Origin of the sequence: Frigoribacterium sp. CFBP 13605 (genome assembly GCF_014839405.1) — a bacterium.
Lineage (GTDB): Bacteria > Actinomycetota > Actinomycetes > Actinomycetales > Microbacteriaceae > Frigoribacterium.
Map to the genome: position 1 here is coordinate 1 of NZ_JACYNS010000168.1, position 3,586 is coordinate 3,586.

The 3,586-nt window shown below is 74.3% G+C and carries 5 protein-coding genes; 1 reads left to right on the forward strand and 4 read right to left on the reverse strand.

Annotated features, from left to right (window positions below; translation table 11 throughout):
• Positions 1-105: 105 nt before the first annotated feature.
• Complete coding sequence (locus IFT36_RS15590) at positions 106-1,497, reverse strand: LCP family protein (protein ID WP_200413609.1); 1,392 nt, start codon at positions 1,495-1,497, stop codon at positions 106-108.
• A 112-nt stretch (positions 1,498-1,609) separates the two neighbouring features.
• Complete coding sequence (locus IFT36_RS15595) at positions 1,610-1,939, reverse strand: hypothetical protein (RefSeq protein ID WP_123518583.1); 330 nt, start codon at positions 1,937-1,939, stop codon at positions 1,610-1,612.
• Positions 1,940-2,094: 155 nt separating this feature from the next.
• On the opposite strand from IFT36_RS15595, the gene IFT36_RS15600 reads away from it, so the two are divergent.
• Positions 2,095-2,379, forward strand: coding sequence for a hypothetical protein (locus IFT36_RS15600; RefSeq protein WP_043595140.1), 285 nt, complete (start codon positions 2,095-2,097; stop codon positions 2,377-2,379).
• A 161-nt stretch (positions 2,380-2,540) separates the two neighbouring features.
• Here IFT36_RS15600 and IFT36_RS15605 read toward each other — a convergent pair whose 3' ends face one another.
• Positions 2,541-3,377 (reverse strand): glycosyltransferase family 2 protein, encoded by an 837-nt coding sequence (locus IFT36_RS15605; RefSeq protein ID WP_200413610.1) that lies wholly within the window; start codon positions 3,375-3,377, stop codon positions 2,541-2,543.
• Positions 3,374-3,586: hypothetical protein (locus IFT36_RS15610; protein WP_200413611.1), on the reverse strand; the 213-nt coding region annotated here is incomplete at its 5' end. The genes IFT36_RS15605 and IFT36_RS15610, both read right to left, overlap by 4 nt.

The following is a 3,586-nucleotide window of genomic DNA, read 5'->3' on the forward strand; positions in this document are numbered from 1 at the left end:
ACACGCCACCCGGAAGGTGACATGTCCGAGTTCACATGTCGGTTGCCATGTTAGGGCGCGTCGAAGGGAGGGGGAACCCCCGGAAGAAGGTGACTCGACCGCTCGTCAGTCGCGCTTGGCGCAGGTGACCTGGTCGGCGGACTGGCCCGAGACGTTCCCGGGCAGGGCAGCCGAGGTCGGTGCGGGTGTCGGCGTCGGGGTCGCTCCGGCGCCCGGGACGACGTCGACCGCCCCGTCGGTCGCCTCGCCCGACGGCTCGCCCCCGGCACCCGTGGACGGAGACGCCGACACACCCGGCGCGGCCGGGGCGGCCGGGTCGAGCACCGCCGACCGTCCGAGGCTGTCCGCCGAGAGGGTCAGCGGCAGGTTGCGCTGCAGGGCGTCGTCGAGCACCGCCGCGGCCGACTCGTCGACCAGCACGCGGTTGCGGTCGGCGGGGTCGTCCACCGCCGGGTACTGCACGAAGACCATGTTCGACAGCCCGACCGTGTTCACGGCGAGGGCGAGCTTGGCGAGGGTCGACGCGTCGGCCAGCGTGTCGCTCAGCGTCATGTTCGCGAACGCCACCCTCGCGATCGCCAACACCTTGGTCGGGTCGGTCAGCGTCCCCGCCGACACCGTCTGCCGGGCGAGCGCCGAGAGGAACGTCTGTTGGTTGCTGATCCGCCCGAGGTCGCTCGAGTCGCCGACCCCGTAGCGCGAGCGGAGGAAGGCCCCCGCCTCGGCCCCCGACAACGTCCGCGTGCCGGCCGGGAGGTCGAGCGCGGGCTGGACCTCGGTGTCGCGGATCGGCGTCGCCAGGCACACCTCGACGCCGCCGATGGCGTCGGCCATCGACACGACCCCCTCGAACGTGATCGATCCCGCGTAGTCGATCTGCAGTCCGGTCAGCTGTCCGATCGTCTGGGCCACGCACGACAGTCCGTTCTTCGGCCCGCCACGTCCCAGCGCGGTGTTCAGCATCGCGCCCGAGGTCGCCGGGCTCACCGTGCCGTCGTCGTTCGGGCAGGCCGGCATCGGCACGATGAGGTCGCGCGGGAAGCTCACGACCGCCATGTTCGTGTGGTCCTCGGAGATGTGCACGAGCACCGTGGAGTCGTTCTTGCCCGCCCCCGAGCTGGCCTGCTGGTTGGCGGCGTCGTCGAACCCGGTGCCCAGCCCCTCGCGGGTGTCGGTGCCGATCAGCAGCAGGTTCACCTCACCGGTCTGCGCCGTCAGCTGCGGCACGGGCGAGGCGGACGAGCCGTCGGGTCCGGCGAGCTGCACCGTGGGCCTCGCGCCCTGCAGCACCTGCCACGTGGCGATGGCCGCGATCGAGGTCGTGCTGACGAGGACCACGGCCAGCGCGGCCGCCGTCACCTTCGCCGCGAACGCCACGGGGTGCCCACGGCGGAGGCGACCGTGGCGGGCGATCCCGCCCTGCCGCACCGCGCCTCCTCGATCAGAGGGGTGGTCGTGGCCGTCGAGGGCCCGCTCGGTGCGTCCGTCGTCGGTCATGCGCGCCCCCTCGGCGAGAGAGGGCTCGGGAGACCCTCGTCGGGACGAAGCATAGGAGGCGCGGGCCGGGAAACCCCGGAGGTCGCCCCGTCGTCGTCCCCGGCCGGCCCGGTCAGGCGGTCTCGCCGAGCGTGGCCGGCGCGACGGCGGGGAGGACGTCCTCGGTCCAGTCGACCCGCAGGGAGCCGGACCCCGACCAGCCACGCAACTCGGCGCCGACCGTGTCGCGGAACGTGGCCGCCTCGTCCCGGTCGCCCACGACGACGTCGAGCCGCAGCCGCGCCAACTGCTCGGTGACGCGGACGGGCAGGCCCCAGGCCTGCAGCACGAGCACCTCGGACGCGGCGCTCAACGCCGGGAAGTGCCGCCGGAGCTTCTGCTCGACGACGTGCAGCACGGCCACCTCGTCGGTGGGGCGGATCACTCCGGTCAGCGAGATCATGCCTGATGGTCCGCCCGGGAGGTTACGGCAGTGTGGCCGCCCGCTGTGAAAGCACCCGGGTCTCGCTTCCTCCCCCGCGGCGGCTTGTCCCCCGGCCGGTCCCCCGCGGCCACGACCGTGTTGGCAGATCGGCCCCGGGTGGGCATGATCGTCACATGGCGAAAAAGCTCAAGACGGCCCACCGCGACCTCGTCGAGGCGCTCGACCACCACCGCAAGGTCATGCAAGAGAAACCGCTGTCGAGCAAGCGTGCCGGTCGGGCGACCGCCAAGCTGCGACTCGCCGTCTCGGCCTACTCGGCGGTCGTCGCCGACAAGACGGGCCAGCCCGACCCGTTCGTCGACTACGACGCCCTCGACCCGGCCACCGTCGCGTCCCTCGCCGCCGAACGCGACGCCATCGCCCACAAGAAATCGTCCGACCAGGGCACGCTCGACTGACCCGGCCGCGCCGCGCCTCCTCGGGTGGCGTCGCACCGCCGACTGGGCGTCGCACCGCCCACATCGACGGTGCGATGCTCAGTCGGCGGTGCGATCCCGGCCCGTCGACTCGGGGCGGGCTACTCGGCCCGGCGACCCGGGGCGGGTCAGCCCGGGGCGGGTCAGCTCGGGACGGCCGCGCCCTCGACGAGGGTCCAGCCGCCGCCGGCCGCCCGGCGCACCGCGCCGGCCCGCTCGAACGCGTCGAGCCAGCCACCCATCGGCCACTCGCCCCACCGCTCGGCGAAGAGGCCGCCGTTGCGCACGACGTCGGACAGGTGGCGCCACGGCGGTGACGACGTCGGGTGGTACTGGTGGTACGCGTGGGCGCCGCCGACCCAGACGAGCGGGACGTCGAGCGAGCGCGCGATGAAGGCGAAGTCGGTGTCCTCGCCGCCGTAGCCCTCGTATCGCTCGTCGAAGCCGCCGAGCCGCGCCCAGGCGTCCGGCGTCACCGCGAACGACAGCGACCAGAACAGCGGATAGTCCGCGGCGCCCGCGACGAGCGTCGTCCCCGCAGGAGGCGCGGGTCGCGCCGCGTGCGGAGCGGTCGCCCCCTCGAGTCCCTCGCCGGCGCCGAGCACGAACCCCTCGGGCAGGTAGGTGATGGGTCCGCTCAGGAGAGCCCCCGGGTGGTCGAGCGCCGCCTGCTCGTAGTGGCGGAAGAGGTCGGGGCCGGGGACGCAGTCGGCGTCGAGGAACACGATGAGCGTGGCACCGTGACCGACGGCCGCGTCGGCTCCGCGGTTGCGTCCGGCGGCGAGGCGCAGGCCGTCGGGACCCGGCGGGACGTGCAGGGTCGTGACCCCGGCCAGGGCGGGCACGTCGGGGGCGGGGGTCTCGTCGAGCCAGACGACCACGTGGCCGGCGTCGGGTGCCACCTGCCGGACGAACCGCAGCTGGTTGGCGACGTGCTTCATCCGGGTGGCGGACGCGAGGGTCACCACCACGACGGTCACGAGGCGACCCCCGCGAGGTCGGTGCCGACGGCGAGGTCGGAACCGACGGCGGGCTCGGCGCCGACGGCGGGCTCGGCGCGCGCGGGGCCGACGCCGTGCGCGCCCCGACCGGCCACCTCGGCGACCACCGCGGCGGCGCGGGCGGCAGCCCCCTCGACCTGCCACGCCGACCAGTCGGGCCGCAGCCCCCGGGCGCGCTCGACCACCGA

What these genes read in the sequence shown, in the direction of transcription:
- IFT36_RS15595 (WP_123518583.1), bottom strand. Translation starts at nt 1,939, where the DNA reads ATGATCTCGCTGACCGGAGTGATCCGCCCCACCGACGAGGTGGCCGTG.
- IFT36_RS15590 (WP_200413609.1), bottom strand. Translation starts at nt 1,497, where the DNA reads ATGACCGACGACGGACGCACCGAGCGGGCCCTCGACGGCCACGACCAC.
- IFT36_RS15600 (WP_043595140.1), top strand. Translation starts at nt 2,095, where the DNA reads ATGGCGAAAAAGCTCAAGACGGCCCACCGCGACCTCGTCGAGGCGCTC.